Here is a 23,219-nt window from a genome sequence, read left to right as displayed (position 1 = left end):
ATGAGCGCCGGGCGCGGCGCAGATGGCGACCAGCCCGAACCGTGCCCGACGCAGCCGGAACGATGCGCCCGACCGTTGAAAAAACGCAGAAGGCAAACATGACCGGGACAAACCCGGCACACCAACTTAAGTCAGGAGGCGGGCGGAAGCCCGCGAGAGACCATGACAAGGCAAGAGGCCAACGAGCAATTCCAGCTCACATCCTTTCTGGACGGCGCCAATGCCGCCTATATCGAGCAGCTCCATGCGCGCTATGAAGCGGACCCCTCATCCGTTTCGGCCGAGTGGCAGTCTTTTTTCAAGGCGCTTGCCGATCGGCCCGAAGATGTGGTGAGAGCGGCCAAGGGCGCCTCCTGGAAGAAGCAGAACTGGCCGATTCCCGCCAATGGTGAACTCGTCTCGGCCCTCGACGGCGACTGGGGCACGGTCGAAAAGGTCATCGAAAAGAAGGTCAAGGCGAAGGCCGAGGAGGTCGCTGCCGCAGCCGGCGTCCCCCTCAGCGAGGCCGAGGTGCATCAGTCGACGCGCGATTCCGTCCGCGCGATCATGATGATCCGCGCTTACCGCATGCGCGGTCACCTGCACGCCAAGCTCGACCCGCTCGGCCTTGCCGACCCGGTCGAGGATTACGACGAACTCTCTCCGAAGACCTACGGCTTCGAAGAGAAGGACTACGACCGCAAGATCTTCATCGACAACGTGCTCGGCCTCGAATACGCGACCGTGCGCGAGATGGTCGAGATCCTCGAGCGGACCTATTGCTCGACCATCGGCGTCGAATTCATGCATATGTCCAACCCGGAAGAGAAGGCCTGGATACAGGAACGCATCGAAGGGCCGGACAAGGGCGTCGAATTCACCCCCGAGGGCAAGAAGGCGATCCTGCAGAAGCTCATCGAGGCGGAAGGCTTCGAGCAGTTCATCGACGTCAAGTACAAGGGCACGAAGCGCTTCGGCGTCGACGGCGGCGAATCGCTGATCCCGGCGCTTGAGCAGATCATCAAGCGCGGCGGCCAGCTCGGTCTCAAGGAGATCGTGCTTGGCATGGCGCATCGCGGCCGCCTCAACGTTCTCTCCCAGGTCATGGCCAAGCCGCACCGCGCCATCTTTCACGAGTTCAAGGGCGGCTCCTACACCCCCGATGACGTGGAAGGTTCCGGCGACGTCAAGTATCACCTCGGCGCTTCCTCGGACCGCGAGTTCGACGGCAATAAGGTGCACCTGTCGCTGACGGCAAACCCGTCGCATCTCGAGATCGTCAATCCGGTCGTCATGGGCAAGGCGCGCGCCAAGCAGGACCAGATAGCGACCGTATTCGAAGGCGACATCATTCCGCTGCGCGAACGCGTCAAGGTCATGCCGCTGATTCTGCATGGCGACGCGGCTTTTGCCGGCCAGGGTGTGGTCGCCGAAATTCTCGGGCTCTCGGGCCTGCGCGGGCATCGTGTCGGCGGCACGGTGCACTTCATCATCAACAACCAGATCGGCTTCACGACGAACCCGGCCTTCTCGCGCTCCTCGCCCTATCCGTCTGATGTGGCGAAGATGATCGAGGCGCCGATCTTCCACGTGAACGGTGACGATCCGGAAGCCGTCGTCTATGCCGCCAAGGTCGCGACCGAGTTCCGGATGAAATTCCACAAGCCGGTCGTCATCGACATGTTCTGCTACCGCCGCTTCGGTCATAACGAGGGCGACGAGCCGGCGTTCACGCAGCCGAAGATGTACAAGGCGATCCGCGCGCACAAGACCGTCGTCCAGCTCTATTCGGACCGGCTGATCGCCGAGGGCCTGATCAGCGAAGGCGAAGTCGAGAAGATGAAGGCCGATTGGCGCGCCCATCTCGAACAGGAATTCGAGGCCGGCCAGTCCTACAAGCCGAACAAGGCCGACTGGCTCGACGGTGCCTGGTCGGGTCTGCGTACGGCCGACAATCAGGATGAGCAGCGCCGCGGACGGACCTCGGTGCCGATGAAGCAGCTGAAGGAGGTCGGCCGCAAGCTGTCCGAAATTCCGGCCGGCTTCAACGCGCATCGCACCATCCAGCGCTTCATGGAAAACCGCGCCAACATGATCCAGACCGGCGAGGGCATCGACTGGGCGATGGCCGAAGCGCTCGCCTTCGGTACTCTCGTCACCGAGGGCACCAAAATCCGTCTGTCCGGTCAGGATTGCGAGCGCGGCACCTTCTCGCAGCGTCATTCAGTCCTCTACGATCAGGAGACGGAAGAGCGCTACATTCCGCTCGCCAACCTGTCGGCGACGCAGGCGCGTTACGAGGTCATCAACTCCATGCTCTCGGAAGAAGCCGTTCTCGGCTTCGAATACGGCTATTCGCTCGCCCGTCCGAACGCACTGACGCTGTGGGAAGCCCAGTTCGGCGACTTCGCCAACGGCGCACAGGTGGTCTTCGACCAGTTCATCTCGTCGGGCGAGCGCAAGTGGCTGCGCATGTCGGGTCTCGTCTGCCTGCTGCCGCACGGCTATGAAGGTCAGGGACCGGAGCATTCCTCCGCCCGCCTGGAACGCTTCCTGCAGCTTTGCGCGGAAGACAACATGCAGGTCGCCAACGTCACGACACCGGCGAACTACTTCCACATCCTGCGCCGCCAGGTGAAGCGCGACTTCCGCAAGCCGTTAATCCTGATGACGCCGAAGTCGCTGCTGCGTCACAAGCGGGCGGTCTCCAGCCTGTCGGAAATGGCCGGCGAGAGCTCGTTCCACCGTCTCCTCTGGGACGATGCCGAGGTCATCAAGGACGGTCCGATCAAGCTGCAGAAGGATTCGAAGATCCGCCGCGTCGTCATGTGCTCAGGCAAGGTCTACTACGACCTTCTGGAGGAGCGCGAGAAGCGCGGCATCGACGACATCTACCTGCTGCGCGTCGAACAGCTCTATCCGTTCCCGGCCAAGGCTCTCATCAACGAGCTCAGCCGCTTCCGCAATGCGGAGATGGTCTGGTGCCAGGAAGAGCCGAAGAACATGGGCGCCTGGTCGTTCATCGATCCCTATCTGGAATGGGTGCTTGCCCATATCGATGCCAAGTACCAGCGGGTGCGTTATACCGGCCGTCCGGCCGCCGCTTCGCCGGCAACCGGCCTGATGTCCAAGCATCTGGCGCAGCTTGCCGCCTTCCTCGAGGACGCGCTGGGGGGCTGACGAAGTCCCCCACGATCTGCCGATCGCCGAGCACTTCCCAGGAAAGTTTGAACGATTTTCCGACCGGAGTGTGTAGTTTCAAAGAACTAGAACAGAAATCTGATCAACGGAACAAAACTCATGGCAACAGAAATCCGCGTTCCCACCCTTGGCGAATCCGTCAGCGAAGCGACCGTCGGCACCTGGTTCAAAAAGGTCGGCGACGCGATCAAGGCCGACGAGCCTATCCTCGAGCTCGAGACCGACAAGGTGACGATCGAAGTTCCGGCGCCGGCCGCCGGCACGCTCAGCGAAATCGTCGCGCAGGCCGGCGAAACCGTCGGCCTCGGTGCGCTCCTTGGTCAGATCGCCGAGGGCGCGGGCGCTGCCGCTGCTGCACCGGCTGCGGCCGAGAAAAAGCCCGAACCCGCTGCCGCTCCGGCTGCCCCGGCTGCCCAGCCGGCCGCCGCTGCCGCGCCGCAGGCGCCCACGTCGATGCCGCCGGCACCGGCCGCCGCCAAGCTCATCGCCGAGAACAGTCTTTCCGCCGATCAGATCGACGGATCGGGCAAGCGCGGTCAGGTGCTGAAGGGCGATGTGCTCGCGGCTGTCGCCAAGGGCATTTCGGCGCCGGCTGCAGCCGAACCCGCCAAGGTCCAGGCCCGCGCGCCGGCACCGGCGGAAGATGCCGCCCGCGAAGAGCGCGTGAAGATGACCCGCCTGCGCCAGACGATTGCCCGGCGCTTGAAGGACGCGCAGAACACCGCGGCGATGCTCACCACCTATAACGAGGTGGACATGAGCGCCGTCATGAGCCTGCGCTCGAAGTACAAGGACATCTTCGAGAAGAAGCACGGCGTGAAGCTCGGCTTCATGGGCTTCTTCACCAAGGCCGTGACGCATGCGCTGAAGGAGTTGCCGGCTGTCAATGCCGAGATCGACGGCACCGAGATCATCTACAAGAACTTCTGCCATGTCGGCGTCGCCGTCGGCACCGACAAGGGTCTCGTCGTGCCGGTCGTGCGCGATGCCGACCAGATGTCGATTGCCGAGATCGAGAAGGAGATCGGCCGTCTCGGCAAGGCAGCGCGTGATGGAACGCTGTCCATGGCCGACATGCAGGGCGGCACCTTCACCATCTCCAACGGCGGCGTCTACGGCTCGCTGATGTCCTCGCCGATCCTCAACGCCCCGCAATCGGGCATCCTCGGCATGCACAAGATCCAGGACCGCCCGGTCGCGATCGGCGGTCAGGTCGTCATCCGGCCGATGATGTATCTGGCGCTGTCCTACGATCACCGCATCGTCGACGGCAAGGAAGCGGTGACCTTCCTCGTGCGCGTCAAGGAAAGCCTCGAAGACCCGGAACGTCTGGTTCTGGATCTCTAAGGAATGGCGGGGGCCGCGTGCCCCCGTTTCCATCTCCACCGATGCCTGTGCCGGGACGCGCGTCTGACGGGCATCGACAGCCACGGAACCAAAGGTTAGGTTTCCGTGGCACGCTATGCGCGCATTCCGGACAGTTGGGTATCGTAAGCACCGGACGCAAACCATGATGAGCTATCTGATCGAACTCGCTTCACTAATGGCGATCTTCTCTTTCGCCATCGTTTCGCCCGGCGCCGACCTCGCGATGGTGCTGCGCCAGTCGCTGGTGCACGGGCGCCGCTCGGCTGTCATCACCTCCTTCGGCATCGGCGCGTCGCTGATGTTCCACGTGACCTACACCGTTCTCGGCCTCGGGCTGATCATTTCGCAGTCGATCTACCTCTTCAACGTCGTCAAATGGTGCGGCGTCGCCTACCTCATCTATATCGGCGTAAAGGCCCTTCGCGCCGGCCAGACGGAAATCGCGGTCGAAGACGCGCCGGAAACCGGCGAAGCCCGTCGGCACCAGTCGGCGCTGAAGGCCTTCGGCCTCGGCTTTGCCGCCAACGCGCTCAACCCCAAGGCGGTCTTCTTCTTCCTGTCGATCTTTTCGACGGTCGTGAGCGCCCATACGCCGATGACGGTCAAGTTCGGCTACGGCCTCGTCATGGCGAGCGCGCTGATCCTCTGGTTCGTCGGGGTCAGCCTGTTCATGACGACGCCGCGGATGCGGGCGGCCTTCACGCGTGCGAGCAAATGGATCGACCGGGCAAGTGGCATGGTTTTCATCGCACTCGGACTGAAGCTGGCGACGGAGAAGGCCGCGTGATGATCTGCGGCCGCAACGTTCTCCTCCTTTCGCTTGTGCTCTCGGCAGGACCGGCGCTTGCAGGCGAATGCACCCAGGCGCAGGCGGTCTATGCCGATCCGGCCGGGACCTATGAGCTGCGCTTCGAGCCCGTCGGATCGGCGGCAGCCGTCACCAGCAATCACTTCAAGGTCAAGATCGGGGACACCGGGCTTTTGCTCGATGGCGTCGTGATGCAGTCGGGCGAACCGCTGAGGGCGAACGGGATCGTCATGAACGACTGCCCGACCGGCGACGTGACGGGCGCGGAACTCGAGGCCTGCACCGTGTGGCAGGGCCCGATCTATACGGTCGACAAGGCCGGCCAGATCGGACTGCTTCAGCCGGAGGACGCGCCCGCTGCCGTCCAGATCCTGCTTCCGGATTTCGGACCGTCGCTGCGCGAATCGAGCGCCTGGGGCGAGGGCAAGGGCAGCACCGACAGCTCCGATGTCTTCCAGTTCAAGGGGTGTGGATCATGAGCGACCGGCCTGTGCTCCTCGTCACCGGGGGCAGCCGCGGCATCGGCGCCGCGGTTGCGCTTGCGGCGGCTGGCGAAGGCTGGAGGGTCGCCGTCAACTATGCGTCCCATCGCGAGGCGGCCGAGGACGTGGTCCGCCGCATCGCGGAGGCCGGCGGCACGGCCGTTTCCGTCCAGGGTGACGTGGGCAGGGAAGAGGGGGTTAAGGACATCTTTGCGGCTGTCGACTCCGCCTTCGGCCGTCTCGACGGCCTCGTCAACAATGCCGGGATCATCGGCCCGCCACAGCGCGTAGACGAGATTTCGCCCGAGCGGATCGAGCGGCTGTTCCGCATCAACGTGACGGGCTCCATCCGTTGCGCCGCCGAGGCGGTGCTCCGGATGTCGACGCGCCACGGCGGACGGGGCGGCTCGATCGTCAATCTCTCCTCCATCGCCGCCGTGCTTGGTGCGCCCGGACAATATGTCGACTACGCCGCAACAAAGGGCGCGGTCGACAGCTTCACGGTCGGGCTGGCGCGCGAAGTTGCCACCGAGGGCATACGCGTGAACGCGGTTCGGCCCGGCATCATCGATACGGAAATTCATGCCTCCGGCGGGCTGCCCGACCGAGCCCGCGAGCTCGCGCCCGCGATCCCGATGCAGCGGCCCGGAACGGCCGCCGAGGTCGCCGATGCAATTCTCTACCTCCTGTCCGACAAGGCGACTTACGTGACGGGAACCATTCTCACTGTCAGCGGCGGGCGGTAGCCCTCCCAAGACCGTCCTCCCAAGAAGGATTATCAAATGGCCTATGATCTCATCGTTATCGGAAGCGGACCCGGCGGCTATGTCTGCGCCATCAAGGCGGCGCAGCTGGGCATGAAGGTTGCCGTGGTCGAGAAGCGCAGCACCTATGGCGGCACATGCCTGAATGTCGGCTGCATCCCCTCCAAGGCGCTGCTGCATGCTTCCGAAATGTTCCATCAGGCTCAGCACGGCCTGGAGGCGCTGGGTGTCGAGGTCGCAAGCCCGAAGCTGAACCTTCAGAAGATGATGGCCCACAAGGACGCGACCGTTAAGTCCAATGTCGACGGCGTCTCCTTCCTCTTCAAGAAAAACAAGATCGACGGCTTCCAGGGCATCGGCAAGGTTCTCGGCCAGGGCAAGGTCTCGGTCACGAACGAAAAGGGTGAGGAGCAGGTGCTCGAGGCGAAGAACGTCGTCATCGCCACCGGCTCGGATGTCGCCGGCATCCCGGGCGTGGAGGTCGCGTTCGACGAAAAGACCATCATCTCCTCGACCGGGGCGCTCGCGCTGGAGAAGGTCCCCGCGAGCATGATCGTCGTCGGCGGCGGCGTGATCGGTCTTGAGCTCGGCTCGGTCTGGGCGCGCCTCGGCGCCAAGGTGACCGTGGTCGAATTTCTCGACACGATCCTCGGCGGCATGGACGGCGAAGTCGCCAAGCAGCTGCAGCGGATGCTCACCAAGCAAGGCATCGACTTCAAGCTCGGTGCCAAGGTGACCGGCGTCGTGAAATCGGACGACGGTGCGACGGTCACCTTCGAGCCGGTGAAGGGCGGCGAGGCCACTACGCTCGATGCCGAGGTCGTGCTCATTGCTACCGGACGCAAACCCTCGACGGACGGCTTGGGTCTCGCCAAGGCGGGTGTGGTCCTCGATTCGCGCGGCCGCGTCGAGATCGACCGCCATTTCCACACAAGCATCACCGGCGTCTACGCCATCGGCGATGTCGTTCGCGGGCCGATGTTGGCACACAAGGCCGAGGACGAAGGTGTCGCCGTGGCGGAGATCATCGCGGGCCAGGCGGGCCACGTGAACTACGACGTCATTCCGGGCGTCGTCTACACCCAGCCCGAGGTCGCCTCCGTCGGCAAGACGGAGGAAGAGCTGAAGGCCGCGGGCGTTGCCTACAAGGTCGGCAAGTTTCCCTTCACGGCCAATGGCCGCGCCCGCGCCATGCTGCAGACGGACGGTTTCGTGAAGATCCTCGCGGACAAGGAAACCGACCGCGTGCTCGGCGGGCACATCATCGGCTTCGGCGCCGGCGAAATGATCCACGAGATCGCGGTGCTGATGGAATTCGGCGGATCGTCGGAAGACCTCGGCCGCACCTGCCACGCCCACCCGACGATGTCCGAGGCGGTGAAGGAAGCGGCGCTTTCCACCTTCTTCAGGCCGATCCATATGTGATTATTGGAGGGCGGCCGTGCCCCCCATCGGGTTTGGCCGGCCGATCATTCCACCCGCGTTACCGTGAACCCCTGCCGACGCAGGAGTTCGACGAGGCCTTCCCTGCCGGGAAGGTGCAGCGCGCCCACGGCCATGAAGGCGCCGCCACCCTTCAGGAGGGGCGCGGCGCGATCGGCCATGATCCTGTTGCGATCGATGATGATGCGCTGCTCGAATTCCGCATACCCGGCATCGTCGGACGACAGCCCGGCGGAGACGAGTTTCATCATCGGCATGATCGTGCCCGTCTCGCCGGAGAGGTAGAGATCGGTGGTCGTCGTGAGCACGTCGTCCATCGTCTTGCCGAGGGCAAGCGTTTCGATCAGTGCCTTGAGATGCATTTCGACCGGCAGCGAATCCATCGCCGAAAGCTGTTCGACCAGCGTTTCGAGACCCTTGAGCGTCTTGCCCTCCCTCACCGCGTCCTCGGCGAGCTTCTTGTCGAGAAAGGAGGCCCCGGCCGCCTTGCGCGAGAATTCGCAGGCCGGCAGGGCCACGAAGCTGGCGATCATCCAGGGTTTCATCTTGGTGACGAGCGGCAGGGGGATGCCGCGCGCCTTGAGCCCGCTTTCGAGAAGCGCGCGGTCCTCCGGCTTCAGGAAATCGTTGATCGTCTTGTCGCCGGTGAACATGGTCAGTTCCGGCTGCATCATGATCGCGGCGGTTGCTCTGTTCTGGTCGACGATCTCGTCCGACTCGACGATGACGGTCTCAGCCTTTGCGAAGGCTTCCGTCGCGCCGCCGGGCATCGCCAGCACACGAGGGTCGGTGACATGCATGGTGCCGAGCAGGAAGGAGGGCGCCCGTCCGTGGCTTTCGATCTTCCAAAGCAGGCCCTTTCCGTTGGGCACCGCCGCCGCTTCCGCGCGCAGCGCCGCCAGGCGGGCCGGGTCCGAACGTTCGAGGCCGGCCAAGATGTTACTGCCGGCGCAATCGACTTCCTCCGCGCGTGCATTCGACACATAGAGGAGGGCGGCAAGGAGGCTTGCTGCCGTCAGTGCATTCAACAGCGCGATCAGCCACAGGAGGCCGTCTGCCGCCTTGGCCGCGATATCGCGGACCGTCCCGGTAAAAGTGCTCATGGGTGCCCCCGGCATTTAGAACGGGATGGGGCGGAAAAGCGCAGGCAGTTTTCCTCATCCCGCTATAGCGGAACCCTACTTCCCCACGGTCACGGGTTCCTTAACGCGTTTGGTTAACGGTCAAGGACGTCAGATTTTAGGCGCGCGGGTGGGCACGGTCGTAGATTTCCAGGAGCCGCGCCGAATCGACGCCGGTATAGACCTGCGTCGTCGACAGGCTGGCGTGGCCGAGCAGTTCCTGAATGGTGCGGAGATCCCCTCCGCCCGCCAGAAGATGCGTCGCGAAAGAATGGCGCAGCGCGTGCGGTGTCGCCGAATCGGGCAGGCCGAGTGCGGCGCGCAGCTTCTGCATCTCGCGCTGGATGATTGCCGGCTGAAGCTTCGCGCCGCGAGCGCCGCGGAAAATCGGCTCTCCGGGCTCGATATGGTAGGGGCAGAGTTTCCGATAGGTCTCGACCGCTTCCGCGGCGGCCGCGATCATCGGCACGATCCGTGTCTTGCCGCCTTTTCCGGTGACCCTGAGCGACGTGACCGGGCCTGAGAAATCGGCGGGGGTCAGGTCCAGCGCCTCCGCTATCCGCAGGCCGCAGCCATAGAGCAGCGTCAGCACTGCGGCATTGCGCGCTGCGATCCAGGGTTCCTCGGCCAATTGGGCATCCGCGGTGACGACCTTCAGGGCCTCCCGGTCGGTCAATGCCTTGGGGAGGGACTTCGGCTGTTTCGGGGAACGCACTGCCCCTGCGCCCGCCGCATTGGCGAGCCCGTTTCTCTCGAGATAGCGCAGAAAGGAACGCAGACCTGCCAGCCCGCGGCCGAGCGTGCGCGCGCCGGCGCCGCCCTTGCGGCGCTGCGCCAGGAAGCCGCGCAGATCCGCGGGGCGCAGGGTGCGAATATCCGAGAGCCGCGGTGGCCCCGCGAGGTGCCGTGTCAGAAAGGTCAGGAACTGCCGCGTGTCGCGCTCGTAGGCGTCGACCGTCTTTTCGGACAATCGGCGCTCCTCGGCGAGGCTCGCAAGCCAGCGCCTTCGTTCCGCCATCACTTCGGGATGGCCTATCGCAAGAAGTTCGTTCATCATCGGCCCGGCGGGTTCATCAGCGCGGTGAGCTCACTGATCCAGGCTCGGAGCATCGCATCGGGCGTGTTATGTTTTTGCTAACGTGTTGAAGTTTGCTGCGGCGGCCTCTTGGAATTTGTCATTGTTCGATCATATTGAACTGCAATGTTCAGCCAGCAACAGCGGATGGGACAATGTCGAGACGTGATTCGGCGAGCGCTCTGGCGCACTTTGCAGAGGCAGTTGCGCTGATCTCGCAAGGGCGTCCCGGCCACATTGTCGATACGCTGATAGCGGAGCGCGGCCAGAAGATCGTCCGCCATCCCCTGTGGCCTGCCATGCGGCCCTTTCTCTACACGCTGCTCAACTACCGCAAGGCGATCGAATTCGCCAATGCCGTCGCCAACATGCCGGGTTTCCAGGCCTTCGAGCATCTGAGTTCACTTCTCGCCCTCGATATCCGGGCCGACAGGCCGGAGCGTATCCCCCAGAAGGGCGGATTCCTGCTCGTCAGCAACCACCCGACGGGGATCGCCGACGGTATCGCCGTCTTCGACCTGTTGAAGGGCCGGCGGCCGGACATGATGTTCTTTGCGAACCGCGACGCCATCCGCGTCAATCCACGTTTTGTCGAAATGGTCATCCCGGTCGAATGGCGGGAGGAGTACAAGAGCAAGCTGAAGGCGCGCGAAACGCTGCAGGTCACGAACAGGGCCATCGAGGAGGGCAAGGCAACCGTGCTCTTCCCCTCCGGCCGCATCGCCTATTGGGCCGAAGGGCGGCTCAACGAGCGGCCCTGGAAAAGCTCGGCCGTCGGCTTCGCACGCAAATACGGCTTGCCGGTCCTGCCGGTGCATATGAGTGCCCGCAATTCCGGCCTCTTCTACTGGTTCGCGAAATGGTCGACGGAACTGCGCGACATGACTGTGTTCCACGAACTCCTGAACAAGAAGGGCGACCGCTTCGACTTCCGGATCGGCAATCTCATTCCGGCGGACGCGCTCGACGGCGATCCCATGGAAGTCACCCGCGCACTCGAGCGCCATACGGTACACGCACTGGCTGCCGACAGCGACGCGGCGTTCGAGCTGTCTGCCAGAGCGGTTGTAGCGGGCTAGGACCTGTGGACACTTATGGATAGGGATTTGACGGCCCAAATTGCGAGGGACTTTCGTGGAAAATCCGGCGCTGCAGGCCGTCCGCCTGCAAGCCGGATTTTTCGCGACAAGGCACCGCAATATGGTCCGCCCGAAGGGTTTTGCACAAATCGCCCACTGCCGGCGGCTTTTCCCTTGCAAAGGGGGCAACCCTTTGCTGCGGAAAAACCCTTGGCATTGACCGATTTGTGCAAAATCAAACCCCTATCCATAAGTGTCCACAGGTCCTAAGCCGCCACCATGATGCTTCGCTCGATGTTCGCCGAGCACTATCGGTCGCTGCGCTCGATCCGCATGGATCTGGCCGGCGTCAATCTGTTCATCGGCGAGAACGGTGTCGGGAAGTCCAATCTCTATCGTGCCCTGCAGCTGGTTCAGGCTGCTGTGCGAGGCCAGCTCGCCCGCGAGATCGCCGAAGAAGGCGGCATGGCGTCGGCCATCTGGAGCGGCCCGCAACGCGTCGGCAAGCCGGCGCGCATCCGCCTGGACGCCGAACTGATCGACGAAGAGCGAGCGATCACCTTCCGCTACCGGATCGAGGCGGGGTTCCGCCCGCCAAAGGCGGCGGCTGGTTTCGCCCATGAGCCGCAGGTCAAGGAGGAGGAGCTCACGATCGAGACGGGCCGGCGCCCCGTTCCGGTAATGAAGCGTACCGGCCCCGGTATCCTCGTGCGCGGCGAGGGCGGCCGGATGGTAGATTATCCGGAACAGGCGATGACATCGGAGACGGCCATTTCGTTGCTGGGCGACGCCGGCCACTATCCGGAGATCGGGAATTTCCGCCGGGCGGTCGACCAATGGCGGTTCTTTCACGGCTTTCGCACCGACCGCGAATCGCCGCTGCGAATGCCCTGTCTTGCGATCACCGCGCCGCTGCTCGACGAGACCGGCTTCAACATGGCCGCCGTGTTCGCGACGCTTCGGCACACGAGACAGGATACGGTCGATCTCGATCGGGCGGTTGCCGACGCCTTCGCAGGCGCCTATCTGGAGGTTCCCGAACCCGGTCAGTTCGCCGAGTTCTCGCTCGTCTTTCCGGATTTTCCGCGCCGGCCGTTCTCGCCCCGCGAGCTTTCGGACGGGCAGATGCGCTTTCTGGCGCTGGCGGCTGCGCTGTTATCCTATCGCCGTCCCCGGTTCATCGCGCTGAACGAGCCGGAGACGAGTCTTCATCCAGATATGCTGCCGGCCCTGGCCGCCATGATCGCCAGCGCCGCGCGCGAGAGCCAGATCTGGATCGTCACCCATTCCGAACCGCTGGCGGCGCTCGTTCAGGAGCGGTGCGGCGTCCGACCCCGCCGGGTGATCCGCAGGGACGGGGCCACCTGGATCGAGGGTATGCGGCTTACCGGCATGATCGACGACGACGAATGAACAACCTCTTATTCGCCCTGGCGGTCACGCCGCAGGCGAGGCGAAGGGATTCATGACAGCCGGGGAATCGAAAGGGCCCCGCATCGCTGCGAGGCCCCAATATCTCATTCCGTGCCCTGCAGCGCCGCGCGTCTTATCGAGCGGGCAAAGGTCGCTGCAGCACTTTGATCTGCTGCATGTCCTTTTCCTTTAATCGGCTGCGATCAAAGGAAACATGCAGCAGGATCAGGCGATCTTCTGGCCGGTCTTGGCCCAGTCGGCGAGGAACATTTCGAGGCCTTTGTCGGTCAGCGGGTGCTTGACCAGGGCCTTCAGCGTCGCTGGCGGCGCGGTTACCACGTCGGCGCCGATAAGGGCGGCTTCCTTGACGTGGTTGACCGTGCGCACCGAGGCGGCGAGAATCTCGGTCTCGTAGCCGTAATTGTCGAAGATGTGGCGGATTTCGCGGATCAGATCCATGCCGTCGAAGGCGATGTCATCGAGGCGGCCGATGAACGGCGAGACGAAGGTCGCGCCGGCCTTGGCGGCCAGCAGCGCCTGGTTTGCCGAGAAGCACAGCGTCACGTTGGTCTGGTGGCCGTCCGAGGTCAGCGCCTTGCAGGCCTTGAGGCCGTCGAGCGTCAGCGGCAGCTTGATGCAGATATTGTCGGCGATCTTCGAAAGCGCGGCCGCTTCCTTCATCATCTCGCTGTATTCGGTCGCGGTCACTTCGGCCGAAACCGGCCCTTCAACGATCGAGCAGATTTCCTTGGTAACCTCGACGATGTCGCGGCCCGCCTTCAGGATCAATGACGGATTGGTGGTGACGCCGTCGAGCAGGCCGAGATCGTTCAGTTCCCGGATGTCCTTCACATCGGCGGTATCAACGAAAAATTTCATCGGAGTCTTCCTTTGGCACTCAGCCGTTTCGGGCGCATCACCGCAGCAGGAAATTCCGTGGCGGATATCGCGCGCGTTGAAACTCGGTCGGAACCGTGACAAACCCTGCTCTCTGCAAGGCAGCGGTTCGCTGCGAAGTTTTCTTTAACTGAAAGCGGTGGCAAGGTCACGGCAAAATGACTCTTGATTCAACCGATTTATTCGGCCCCGTTCTCGACCGCCGCGTGGTGCCTGTCCTGCTGCCCATGCCGGCGCCGAGAGCCTATTCCTACGCCGTGCCGGACGGCATGGCGGTCGAGCCGGGATCGATCGTGCAGGTGCCGCTCGGCCCCCGTTTCGTCGTCGGCGTCGTCTGGGACGGCGAAGACGAGGGCGGCGTCGATCCGAAGAAGTTGAAGCAGATCGAGAAGGTCTTCGACTGTCCGCCGCTCGGCCCGGACATGCGCTCCTTTCTCGATTGGGTGGCTGCCTATACGCTGACGCCGCCGGGCCTCGTCGCCCGGATGGCGCTTCGGGCGCCGACCGCGTTCGATCCGGAGCCCATGGTGGAAGCGCTGCGCCTGACCGAGATGCGGCCGGAACGGATGACTGCGGCGCGCGAGCGCGTCCTCGCCACGGCGGGCGACGGGCTCTCCTGGACCCGCTCGGGGCTTGCCCATGCCGCGGGGGTCTCCTCCAGCGTCATCGACGGCCTGACATCGCAGGGCGTATTCGAAACCGTCTTCATGCCGCCGCCGCCCGTCGTCGCCGCGCCGGATCCGGCTTTCGCCGGACCGCGCCTCGAAGGACCGCAGAGGCAGGCGGCTGCCGACCTGCTGGCCGCCGTCGAGGAGCGGAAATTCTCGGTGTCGCTGATCGACGGCATCACCGGTTCCGGCAAGACGGAGGTCTATTTCGAGGCGATCGCGGCGACGTTGCGCGCCGGCAAGCAGGTCCTGATCCTGCTGCCGGAAATCGCGCTGACCGCAAGCTTCCTCGAACGCTTCCAGGACCGCTTCGGAGCCAAGCCTGCAGAGTGGCACTCCGACCTCGCGCCGCGCATGCGGGAAAAGGTCTGGCGGCAGGTGACGACCGGCCAGGTGCGCGTCGTCGCCGGCGCCCGCTCGGCACTGTTCCTGCCCTTCGAGGACCTCGGCCTCATCGTCGTCGACGAGGAGCACGACCCCGCCTACAAGCAGGAGGACCGCGTCTTCTATAATGCGCGCGACATGGCTGTGGTGCGCGGGCGGATCGGCAACTTTCCGGTCGTGCTGGTCTCCGCCACGCCTTCGGTCGAGAGCCGGGTGAACGGCGAGGTGGGGCGCTACCGGCCGATCCATCTGCCGACCCGCTTCGGCGATGCGGCGCTCCCCGATCTCGGCATAATCGATATGCGCCGTCATCCGCCGGAACGCGGCGGCTTTCTCTCGCCGGTGCTCGTGAAACAGATCGGCAAGACGATCGGCCGCCGTGAGCAGGCGCTCCTGTTCCTGAACCGACGCGGCTATGCGCCGCTGACGCTCTGCCGCGTCTGCGGCCATCGCTTCCAGTGCCCGGACTGCTCGAGCTGGCTGGTCGAGCATCGCTTCCGCGGGCAGATCCAGTGCCATCATTGCGGCTATTCGGAGAGGACCCCGGAAGCCTGCCCGGAATGCGGCACGCTCGATCATCTCGTTGCCTGCGGCCCCGGGGTCGAGCGTATCGCCGAAGAGGTCGAGCGGCATTTTCCCGACGCGCGCACCATCGTGCTCTCTTCCGACCTGATGGGGGTCAAGCGGCTGCGGCTGGAGCTCGAGGCGATCGCCCGCGGCGAAGCGGATATCGTCATAGGCACGCAACTGGTCGCCAAGGGACACAATTTCCCGAACATGACGCTGGTCGGCATCGTCGATGCCGATCTGGGGCTCGCCAATGGCGACCCGCGCGCTGCGGAACGGACGTTTCAGCTCCTTTCTCAGGTGACCGGACGTGCAGGCCGGACGGGCCTAAAGAGCCTCGGCCTGCTACAGACCTATCAGCCGCAGCATCCGGTCATGCAGGCGATCGTGTCGGGCGATTCCGACGCCTTCTACGAGCGCGAAATCCATGAGCGGGAAAAGGCGGTGCTGCCGCCCTTCGGCCGGCTCGCCTCGATCATCGTTTCGGCCGACAACCGTGGCGATGCAGAGGGCCATGCCCGCGGATTGCGCAATGCCGCGCCGCGCGTCGACGGCATCGCGATCCTCGGACCGGCGGAAGCGCCGCTTGCGCTCATCCGCGGCCGGCACCGCTTCCGGCTGCTCGTACACGGGCGGCGCAACAGCGACATGCAGTCTTTCGTGCGGGCGATGATCGCCGCCGGGCCAAAGGAGCGCGGATCGGTCAGCGTCCAGCTCGACATCGATCCGCAGAGTTTTCTGTGATCACCGTCCGTTCTTCGTCCGTCAGCCGATTCACATCCGGGAGGACTTAGGCTAGACCTCTTCCAAGCACTGCGCCGCTCGGCGCGAGGCGAGGGTCCACAGCAACAGGCGGGGACGGCGATGGAGTTCTACATACCGACGGAAACGGGGGAACTCCTGGCCTTTTGTGCGGCGGCGCTTGCGGCGCTGATCGGCCTCGTCATGCTCTTTGCGCCGCGCCTGACCTTTCGTGCCGCCGGGATCGGAATCGCCGAGGGGCGACGGGGAGGGCTGGCGGAGGCCCGCTCCACCATGGGCGGCATGCATCTCGGGCTGGGGCTCGGGGCTATCCTGCTTGCTCAGCCGATGGTCTATCTCGCCGTCGGTGCGGCTTTCGCGCTCGCGGCCTTCGGTCGCATCCTGTCGATCATGAGCGACAACGGCGCGACCCTCTTCAACTGGCTCGCGCTCCTCGTCCAGGCGTCGCTTGCGATCCTCCCTCTTGCCTATGTTTTCGGGCTGATCTGACCGCCGACAAGGGCCTGCGACACTATTTACGGCAAAATTCGGCCGAACAGGCCGGGTAATGCCGCATTCCTGCCGTTGGCGTGTTGCGAGTCCAAACATCCTATGCTAGACGAACCGCGAACTGCGGGGGAAGTGGGTCTGACGGCCTCGATATCCTGCGAGTTATTGCAGCAAATTCAAGAAGTTAGGTCTTAGGTTCGCCAGGTCTGACATTCCTGGATGATTTTGAGAGAAGCTTGTGCCCGTGGCAGACACATCCCAGCTCATTTCCGGTGTTGCAGAAAGATATGCCTCTTCGCTTTTCGAGCTCGCTCTGGAAGCCGGATCGATCGAGGCGGTCGGTGCCGACCTGACGCGCATCCAGGCGCTGATCGACGGGAGCGAGGATCTGAAGCGGCTGATCGTAAGTCCGGTCTTTTCTGCCGACGACCAGTTCAAGGCGATTTCCGCCCTCGTCGAGAAGTTCGGCTTCTCCGGGCTGGTCGGAAACTTTCTCAAGGTCGTCGCCCGCAATCGCCGTCTCTTCGTGCTGCCGGGCATCATCAAGGCATTCCGCCTGCTCGCTGCCCGCCACAAAGGCGAAATCACAGCCGACGTCACGTCGGCGCATGCGCTGACCCCGGCGCAGGAAACCGAATTGAAGGCGACGCTGAAAGGCGTCACCGGCAAAGACGTGGCGGTAAACGTCACCGTCGACCCGTCTATTCTTGGAGGTCTGATCGTCAAGGTCGGGTCCCGCCAGATTGACACCTCCCTTCGCACCAAACTCTCTACCCTTAAGCTTGCACTGAAAGAGGTCGGCTGATGGATATCCGCGCCGCGGAAATTTCCGCAATTCTTAAAGATCAGATCAAAAATTTCGGCCAGGAAGCGGAGGTTTCCGAGGTCGGCCAGGTGCTTTCCGTCGGTGACGGTATTGCCCGCGTCTACGGCCTCGACAACGTTCAGGCAGGTGAGATGGTCGAATTCCCGGGCGGAATTCGCGGCATGGCGCTGAACCTGGAAGCCGACAATGTCGGTGTGGTTATCTTCGGCTCCGACCGCGACATCAAGGAAGGCGACACCGTCAAGCGGACCGGCGCCATCGTGGACGTTCCGGTTGGTCCGGAGCTGCTCGGCCGCGTCGTCGACGCGCTCGGCAACCCGATCGACGGCAAAGGGCCGATCAACGCCAAGCAGCGCGCACGCGTCGACGTCAAGGCGCCCGGCATCATTCCGCGCAAGTCGGTCCACGAGCCTATGTCGACCGGCCTCAAGGCCATCGACGCCCTGATCCCGGTCGGCCGCGGCCAGCGCGAGCTCGTCATCGGCGACCGTCAGACCGGCAAGACCGCGATCATCCTCGACACCTTCCTGAACCAGAAGCCGATTCACGACAACGGCCCGGAGCAGGACAAGCTCTATTGCGTCTATGTCGCCATCGGCCAGAAGCGTTCGACGGTTGCGCAGTTCGTCAAGGTTCTCGAAGAGCGCGGAGCGCTGCAGTACTCGATCATCGTCGCTGCGACCGCTTCCGACCCGGCTCCGATGCAGTATCTCGCTCCCTTCGCCGGCTGCGCGATGGGCGAATACTTCCGCGACAACGGCAAGCATGCGCTGATCGGCTATGACGATCTTTCCAAGCAGGCCGTCGCCTACCGCCAGATGTCGCTGCTCCTGCGTCGCCCGCCGGGCCGCGAAGCCTATCCGGGCGACGTCTTCTACCTGCATTCGCGCCTCCTGGAGCGCGCCGCCAAGCTCTCCGACGAGCGTGGCGCCGGTTCGCTGACGGCTCTGCCGGTCATCGAGACGCAGGGCAACGACGTGTCGGCGTTCATTCCGACCAACGTGATTTCGATCACCGACGGTCAGATCTTCCTTGAGACCGACCTGTTCTATCAGGGTATCCGCCCGGCCGTTAACGTCGGTCTGTCGGTCTCGCGCGTCGGCTCGTCCGCCCAGATCAAGGCGATGAAGCAGGTCGCCGGCTCGATCAAGGGCGAGCTCGCCCAGTACCGCGAAATGGCGGCCTTCGCCCAGTTCGGTTCGGACCTCGACGCCGCGACACAGCGCCTGCTCAACCGCGGCGCCCGCCTGACGGAACTTTTGAAGCAGCCGCAGTTCTCGCCGCTGAAGACGGAAGAGCAGGTCGCGGTCATCTTCGCCGGCGTCAACGGCTACCTCGACAAGCTGCCGGTCAGCGACGTCGGCAAGTTCGAGCAGGGTCTCCTTTCCTATCTGCGTTCGGAAGGTAAGGCCGTTCTGGATGCCATCCGCACGGAAAAGGCGATCTCGGACGACACCAAGGCCAAGCTGAAGGCCGCAATCGACAGCTTCGCCAAGTCTTTCGCCTGAGCGGACCTCAATTAGGACGGACAACGGATGCCTTCACTTAAGGATCTGAAGAACCGGATCGCCTCCGTCAAGGCGACGCAGAAGATCACCAAGGCGATGAAAATGGTCGCTGCGGCGAAACTTCGGCGTGCCCAGGAGGCGGCCGAGGCCGCCCGGCCCTATTCGCAGCGCATGGCTGCCGTTCTTGCCAATATCGCTCAGGCGGTCGGTGCGGACGACAGTGCGCCGCGGCTGATGACGGGGACCGGCAAGGACGACACGCATCTCCTGATCGTGTGCACGGCCGAACGTGGGCTTTGCGGCGGCTTCAACTCGCAGATCGCCCGCTTTGCCCGCGACCATGTGCGCAAACTGCTCGCGCAGGGCAAGACGGTCAAGATCATCTGCGTCGGCAAGAAGGGATTCGATATTCTGCGGCGAGAATTCGCGTCGCTGATCATCGACCGCGTCGATCTGCGTGAAGTCAAGAAGATCGGCTTCGAAAATGCGGATCGGATCGGGCACAAGGTCATCGAGCTCTTTGAAAAGGGCGAGTTCGACGTGTGCACCCTGTTCTATTCCGAGTTCAAGTCCGTCATTTCCCAGATCCCGACGGCCCAGCAGCTCATCCCGGCATCGGCCGGCGAAGTGGCTGCTGCCGAGGGCGAGAGCGCATCGGCCATCTACGAATACGAGCCGGAAGCAGGCGCGATCCTCGCCGATCTCATTCCGCGCAACATCTCCGTGCAGATCTTCCGGGCCCTGCTCGAGAACGTCGCGGGTGAAATGGGCGCGAAGATGAGTGCCATGGACAATGCGACGCGCAATGCGGGTGAGATGATCAACAAGCTGACGCTCAACTACAACCGTCAGCGGCAGGCGCAGATCACCAAGGAACTCATTGAAATCATCTCTGGCGCGGAAGCGCTCTAAGGTTACGAGAAGAGGGTAAGAATTATGGCTAAGGCAGCTACCCCGAAAGAAACCGCAGCGGCGAAGAAGCCGGCTGCTCCGAAGAAGGCAGCTTCCGCCAAGACAGTCGTTGCGGCTACCGGTGCTGTCGGCCGCGTGACGCAGGTCATCGGCGCCGTCGTCGACGTCGCCTTCGAAGAAGGCCAGCTCCCGCAGATCCTGAACGCGCTGGAAACCGACAACAACGGCAACCGCCTCGTTCTCGAAGTCGCGCAGCATCTCGGAGAGAACTCCGTCCGCACGATCGCCATGGACTCGACCGAAGGTCTCGTCCGCGGTCAGAAGGTCACCGACACGGGTGGCCCGATCGCGGTTCCGGTCGGCAAGGAAACGCTCGGCCGCATCATGAACGTCATCGGCGAGCCGGTCGACGAAGCCGGTCCGGTCGTGACCAAGGCCCGCCGCGCGATCCACCAGGACGCCCCGGCCTATGTCGAACAGTCGACGGAAGCGCAGATCCTCGTCACCGGCATCAAGGTCGTCGACCTGCTTGCTCCTTATGCAAAGGGCGGCAAGATCGGCCTCTTCGGCGGCGCCGGCGTCGGCAAGACCGTTCTGATCATGGAACTGATCAACAACGTCGCCAAGGCGCACGGCGGTTACTCGGTCTTCGCAGGCGTCGGCGAGCGTACGCGTGAAGGCAACGACCTCTATCACGAAATGATCGAATCGGGCGTGAACAAGCTCGGCGGCGGCGAAGGGTCCAAGGCTGCGCTGGTTTACGGTCAGATGAACGAACCGCCGGGTGCCCGCGCTCGCGTGGCACTGACCGGCTTGACGGTCGCCGAGCACTTCCGCGACGAAGGTCAGGACGTTCTCTTCTTCGTCGACAACATCTTCCGCTTCACTCAGGCAGGTTCGGAAGTGTCCGCTCTGCTCGGCCGCATTCCGTCGGCCGTGGGCTATCAGCCGACGCTCGCGACCGACATGGGCGCGATGCAGGAGCGCATCACCACCACCACCAAAGGCTCGATCACCTCGGTTCAGGCGATCTACGTTCCTGCTGACGACTTGACCGACCCGGCGCCGGCGACCTCGTTCGCCCACCTCGATGCGACGACCGTTCTTTCGCGCTCGATCGCCGAGAAGGGCATCTATCCGGCCGTGGACCCGCTCGACTCGACCTCGCGCATGCTCGACCCGATGATCGTCGGCGAAGAGCACTACGAAGTCTCGCGCAAGGTGCAGTCGACCCTGCAGCGCTATAAGGCGCTCCAGGACATCATCGCGATTCTCGGCATGGACGAACTTTCCGAAGAGGACAAGCTCGCCGTTGCCCGCGCCCGCAAGATCGAGCGCTTCCTGTCGCAGCCGTTCTTCGTCGCCGAAGTCTTCACCGGTTCTCCGGGCAAGCTCGTCGCCCTCGAAGATACGATCAAGGGCTTCAAAGGCCTGGTCAACGGCGAGTACGACCACCTGCCGGAAGCCGCCTTCTACATGGTGGGCTCCATCGAGGAAGCCATCGAGAAGGCCAAGAAGCTGGCTGCCGAGGCCGCCTAACCTGCATTGTGAACCGTGGCGCGGACTTCTCGCGCCACGGATTTCATGCCGCCGCGACGAGTGGTGGCGGAGAACGTGCACAGCCCGCCGACCCTGCGGCGCGCTCACCGGAAGTGAATGGTCATGGCCGAAAGTTTCAATTTTGAGCTTGTTTCCCCCGAGCGCCTCCTGGTCTCGGAGAAGGTAACGGAAGTCGTCATTCCGGCGACCGAGGGCGAGATGACCGTGATGGCCAATCACGCGCCGACCATGACGACCGTCAAGCCTGGCGTCGTGGCTCTGAAAACGGCTGCCGGAAAGACCGAGCGCTACGCCGTGTTCGGCGGCTTCGCCGATATCCTGCCTTCGGGCTGCACGCTGCTGGCCGAATCCGCCGTCCACGTCGACGAACTGGATAGCACGGTTCTCGAGAACCGCATCGAAGCGGCACGCGCCGAACTCGAAGGCGCCAGCGACGAGAAGAAGACGCGTCTGGAACAATTCATCGCCGAGCTGACGAAACTCGGGGAGATCGTGATTCCGGCCTGAAAGGGACATCCCGATCAGGGATAATGCCTATCCGAACCCCGCCTCGAGCGGGGTTTTTTGCGATTTGACAGAACCGGCGAAAATGAGCCCCTCATCCCGCTGCCGCGACCTTCTCCCCGCAGGCGGGGAGACGGGGCAAGCCGCGCGCTCCCGGAGCAGGACGGCGCCGCTTGTCCCTTCGCCCCGCTTGCGGAAGGTACCGGCAGGCGGATGAGGGGCATTCCAGGCACGAATCAGAAATGCCCGGACTCGGTCCGGGCATTCCGATTCTCGAGCTGAATTCGAACTCAGCTCGCCGCGCGTTCCGTCTCGTGCTTCTGGGCGTAGTAGTGGCCGAAGCGGTTGGCGAGGAAGGCGTCGAGCGCGATATCTTCCTGGCGGACGAAGCCCTTCGTGGGGATCTTGCCGTCGGCGAGCATGTCGAGAACGGCGCAGATGCTGCCGGCGGTCGTGATCTGGATGCCGCTCTGCATGCGTCCCGCGACGACTCCGCTATAGACCTTGTTGGCGTAGGTCTCCTGGACCAGGCGTCCCTCGCGGAAGCCCGAGACGGTGACGAAGATCACCACCACGTCCTGGGTCGTCGTCGGCAGCGCGTTTTCGAGAATGTCCTTCAGCACTTCCCGACGATGACGCAGGCCGAGGTCGTTCAGGAGCGCCTTGAAGATCGCGGCATGGCCGGGATAGCGGATCGTCTTGTAGTTGAGGGTCCGGACCTTGCCCTTGAGCGTTTCGCAAAGCGTGCCGAGGCCGCCGGAGGTGTTGAAGGCCTCGTAGGTTACGCCGTCGAGCGAAAACTCCTCGCGCTCTTCCATAGCGGGAACCTCGATCAGCGAGCCCTCGACGATCGCCTCGCAGGGCTCGATATATTCGTTGATGACGCCGTCGGTGCTCCAGGTGAGATTATAGTTCAGAGCGTTCGACGGATATTGCGGCAAGGCGCCGACGCGCATGCGGACGCTTTCGAGCGTATCGAAATGCCGGGTAAGATCATTGGCGACGATCGAGATGAAGCCCGGCGCAAGGCCGCATTGCGGGATGAAGGCGGTCTTGGCTTCAGCGGCGATCGCCTTGACCTGGCGGGTCGATTCGACGTCCTCCGTCAGGTCGAGATAGTGGATCTCCGCCTCTGCTGCAGCTTCGGCGATCGCGACTGTCAGATGAAACGGCGCGGCGCTGAGCACGGCGAACTTGCCGGAGAGCAGGGTGACCAGCGCCTTCCTGTCGGTGATATCGATGACGGCGGTCGAGACCGCATCGTGCTTCTCGACCTGCTGCAACTGCTCGGCGCTGCGATCGGCGACGCAGACGCGATAGTCGCCGCTATGTGCCAGCATGCGCGCGATTGTGGAGCCGATCTTACCGGCGCCGATGACGACGATGTCTTTCATTTTATATCCCCGGGG

The 23,219-nt window shown here is 63.7% G+C and carries 19 protein-coding genes; 15 read left to right on the top strand and 4 right to left on the bottom strand.

Annotation, left to right across the window (positions count from 1 at the left end):
• Nucleotides 1-162 precede the first annotated feature (162 nt).
• The 6 genes from SINAR_RS0125740 to lpdA all read left to right on the top strand — a co-directional run bounded on the left by SINAR_RS0125740 (nt 163) and on the right by lpdA (nt 8,027).
• Nucleotides 163-3,159, top strand: a complete 2,997-nt coding sequence (locus tag SINAR_RS0125740; RefSeq protein ID WP_028001747.1) for a 2-oxoglutarate dehydrogenase E1 component — start codon at nt 163-165, stop codon at nt 3,157-3,159.
• 120 nt (nt 3,160-3,279) lie between these two features.
• Nucleotides 3,280-4,527, top strand: a complete 1,248-nt coding sequence (gene odhB / locus SINAR_RS0125735) for a 2-oxoglutarate dehydrogenase complex dihydrolipoyllysine-residue succinyltransferase (RefSeq protein ID WP_028001746.1) — start codon at nt 3,280-3,282, stop codon at nt 4,525-4,527.
• A 163-nt stretch (nt 4,528-4,690) separates the two neighbouring features.
• The gene (locus SINAR_RS0125730) at nt 4,691-5,335 is read left to right on the top strand and encodes a LysE family transporter (RefSeq protein WP_028001745.1); all 645 of its coding nucleotides are present in this window, start codon (nt 4,691-4,693) and stop codon (nt 5,333-5,335) included.
• Nucleotides 5,335-5,835, top strand: a complete 501-nt coding sequence (locus SINAR_RS0125725; protein WP_028001744.1) for a hypothetical protein — start codon at nt 5,335-5,337, stop codon at nt 5,833-5,835. The genes SINAR_RS0125730 and SINAR_RS0125725 overlap by 1 nt, the downstream gene beginning before the upstream one ends.
• Nucleotides 5,832-6,584: an SDR family oxidoreductase gene (locus SINAR_RS0125720; protein ID WP_028001743.1), complete on the top strand. Its 753-nt coding sequence runs from the start codon at nt 5,832-5,834 to the stop codon at nt 6,582-6,584. Before SINAR_RS0125725 ends, SINAR_RS0125720 begins: the two co-directional genes overlap by 4 nt.
• Nucleotides 6,585-6,620: 36 nt before the next feature.
• On the top strand, nt 6,621-8,027 hold the full coding sequence (lpdA, locus tag SINAR_RS0125715; RefSeq protein ID WP_028001742.1) for a dihydrolipoyl dehydrogenase: 1,407 nt from the start codon (nt 6,621-6,623) through the stop codon (nt 8,025-8,027).
• A 44-nt stretch (nt 8,028-8,071) separates the two neighbouring features.
• On the opposite strand, the gene SINAR_RS0125710 is transcribed toward lpdA, so the two are convergent.
• Nucleotides 8,072-9,148, bottom strand: a complete 1,077-nt coding sequence (locus tag SINAR_RS0125710; RefSeq protein WP_028001741.1) for a TraB/GumN family protein — start codon at nt 9,146-9,148, stop codon at nt 8,072-8,074.
• A gap of 136 nt (nt 9,149-9,284) precedes the next feature.
• Nucleotides 9,285-10,220, bottom strand: coding sequence for a tyrosine recombinase XerC (locus SINAR_RS0125705; RefSeq protein WP_028001740.1), 936 nt, complete (start codon nt 10,218-10,220; stop codon nt 9,285-9,287).
• Between the two features lie 176 nt (nt 10,221-10,396).
• On the opposite strand from SINAR_RS0125705, the gene SINAR_RS0125700 reads away from it, so the two are divergent.
• On the top strand, nt 10,397-11,320 hold the full coding sequence (locus SINAR_RS0125700; protein ID WP_028001739.1) for a GNAT family N-acetyltransferase: 924 nt from the start codon (nt 10,397-10,399) through the stop codon (nt 11,318-11,320).
• A 279-nt stretch (nt 11,321-11,599) separates the two neighbouring features.
• The gene (locus SINAR_RS0125695; protein ID WP_028001738.1) at nt 11,600-12,733 is read left to right on the top strand and encodes an AAA family ATPase; all 1,134 of its coding nucleotides are present in this window, start codon (nt 11,600-11,602) and stop codon (nt 12,731-12,733) included.
• 225 nt (nt 12,734-12,958) lie between these two features.
• On the opposite strand, the gene fsa is transcribed toward SINAR_RS0125695, so the two are convergent.
• Nucleotides 12,959-13,612 carry a fructose-6-phosphate aldolase gene (gene fsa, locus SINAR_RS0125690; RefSeq protein ID WP_028001737.1) on the bottom strand — a complete coding sequence of 218 codons (654 nt, stop codon included), beginning with the start codon at nt 13,610-13,612 and terminating at the stop codon, nt 12,959-12,961.
• 176 nt (nt 13,613-13,788) lie between these two features.
• On the opposite strand from fsa, the gene SINAR_RS0125685 reads away from it, so the two are divergent.
• From SINAR_RS0125685 to SINAR_RS0125655, 7 genes are all read left to right on the top strand, one after another.
• The gene (locus tag SINAR_RS0125685; protein ID WP_028001736.1) at nt 13,789-15,993 is read left to right on the top strand and encodes a primosomal protein N'; all 2,205 of its coding nucleotides are present in this window, start codon (nt 13,789-13,791) and stop codon (nt 15,991-15,993) included.
• A 120-nt stretch (nt 15,994-16,113) separates the two neighbouring features.
• Nucleotides 16,114-16,500, top strand: coding sequence for an AGROH133_08824 family phage infection protein (locus SINAR_RS0125680; RefSeq protein ID WP_028001735.1), 387 nt, complete (start codon nt 16,114-16,116; stop codon nt 16,498-16,500).
• A 238-nt stretch (nt 16,501-16,738) separates the two neighbouring features.
• Nucleotides 16,739-17,305 carry a F0F1 ATP synthase subunit delta gene (locus SINAR_RS0125675; protein ID WP_028001734.1) on the top strand — a complete coding sequence of 189 codons (567 nt, stop codon included), beginning with the start codon at nt 16,739-16,741 and terminating at the stop codon, nt 17,303-17,305.
• The gene (atpA, locus tag SINAR_RS0125670) at nt 17,305-18,834 is read left to right on the top strand and encodes a F0F1 ATP synthase subunit alpha (protein ID WP_028001733.1); all 1,530 of its coding nucleotides are present in this window, start codon (nt 17,305-17,307) and stop codon (nt 18,832-18,834) included. Before SINAR_RS0125675 ends, atpA begins: the two co-directional genes overlap by 1 nt.
• Before the next feature lie 27 nt (nt 18,835-18,861).
• Nucleotides 18,862-19,746: a F0F1 ATP synthase subunit gamma gene (locus tag SINAR_RS0125665; RefSeq protein WP_028001732.1), complete on the top strand. Its 885-nt coding sequence runs from the start codon at nt 18,862-18,864 to the stop codon at nt 19,744-19,746.
• Between the two features lie 24 nt (nt 19,747-19,770).
• A complete protein-coding gene (atpD, locus tag SINAR_RS0125660; RefSeq protein ID WP_028001731.1) occupies nt 19,771-21,285 on the top strand; it encodes a F0F1 ATP synthase subunit beta in 1,515 nt (504 codons plus the stop codon).
• A gap of 123 nt (nt 21,286-21,408) precedes the next feature.
• A complete protein-coding gene (locus SINAR_RS0125655) occupies nt 21,409-21,813 on the top strand; it encodes a F0F1 ATP synthase subunit epsilon (RefSeq protein WP_028001730.1) in 405 nt (134 codons plus the stop codon).
• A 287-nt stretch (nt 21,814-22,100) separates the two neighbouring features.
• Here the strand turns inward: SINAR_RS0125655 and SINAR_RS0125650 are convergent, their stop codons facing one another.
• Entirely contained in the window at nt 22,101-23,204 is a 1,104-nt protein-coding gene (locus SINAR_RS0125650; RefSeq protein ID WP_028001729.1) for a saccharopine dehydrogenase family protein, read from the bottom strand.
• Between the last annotated feature and the right edge of the window lie 15 nt (nt 23,205-23,219).

Origin of the sequence: Sinorhizobium arboris LMG 14919 (genome assembly GCF_000427465.1) — a bacterium.
Taxonomy (GTDB): Bacteria; Pseudomonadota; Alphaproteobacteria; order Rhizobiales; family Rhizobiaceae; genus Sinorhizobium; species Sinorhizobium arboris.
The sequence above is the reverse complement of the archived record's forward strand: the minus strand, read 5'-3'. Positions and strand labels throughout refer to the sequence as shown.